At 46.0% G+C, this 609-nt stretch carries 1 protein-coding gene; it reads left to right on the top strand.

What is annotated here, in order from left to right:
* A partial coding sequence (locus R7Z49_RS26155) for a membrane integrity-associated transporter subunit PqiC (protein ID WP_318112581.1) occupies positions 1–572 on the top strand: 572 nt, incomplete at its 5' end.
* Positions 573–609: the final 37 nt, after the last annotated feature.

Raw genomic sequence — 609 nt, 5'->3', positions numbered from 1 at the left:
GTGTATTCTTATTAGCGACAGCACTTGTAACCGGATTGACAGGATGCAGCAGCGCGCCAGAAACAACAGGGGCGCTGTATCTCCTACCTAAAGCTGAGACAAAAACGTCTAACCAGATGAGCATTGCAGAACGACCTTTACTGGTGATTCGCCCGGCTCAACTCGCTAGTTACCTGAATGACAATAGTATTGTGTATCGCACATCAGATACTCAGATTGTTCAAGCCAAACGCCACCAGTGGGCTCAAAGTATTTCTGAGCAAATTACCCAACGTGTTGTGGCTGAGCTACGCCAAAAACAAAGCGACTATTGGCCAGTTGAAATGAATAATCTTCTGGATCAAAGTGGAGAATCCAAGCTTCAACTTACTTTGAACAAGTTTAATGGTAGCTACCAAGGTAACGCGGAGATTGAAGGTGAATGGTTACTCATCGATGCAAGCGGCAACATCGTTCGCAGCTCGCAAATAAAGATATTGATGCCATTGCAAGATGAAGGCTACGACGCTCTGGTTGATGCACTGTCGGCAGGTTTGAACCAACTAACCGACGATATGGCTGCGCAGCTATAGTAAATAGACACCAGAGACGAAAGTCATCAGATCAGGG

The organism is Vibrio sp. 1562, assembly GCF_033340155.1.
Lineage (GTDB): Bacteria > Pseudomonadota > Gammaproteobacteria > Enterobacterales > Vibrionaceae > Vibrio > Vibrio alginolyticus.
Note: the sequence above shows the minus strand (reverse complement) of the source record. Positions and strands in the feature narration are given on the sequence as shown.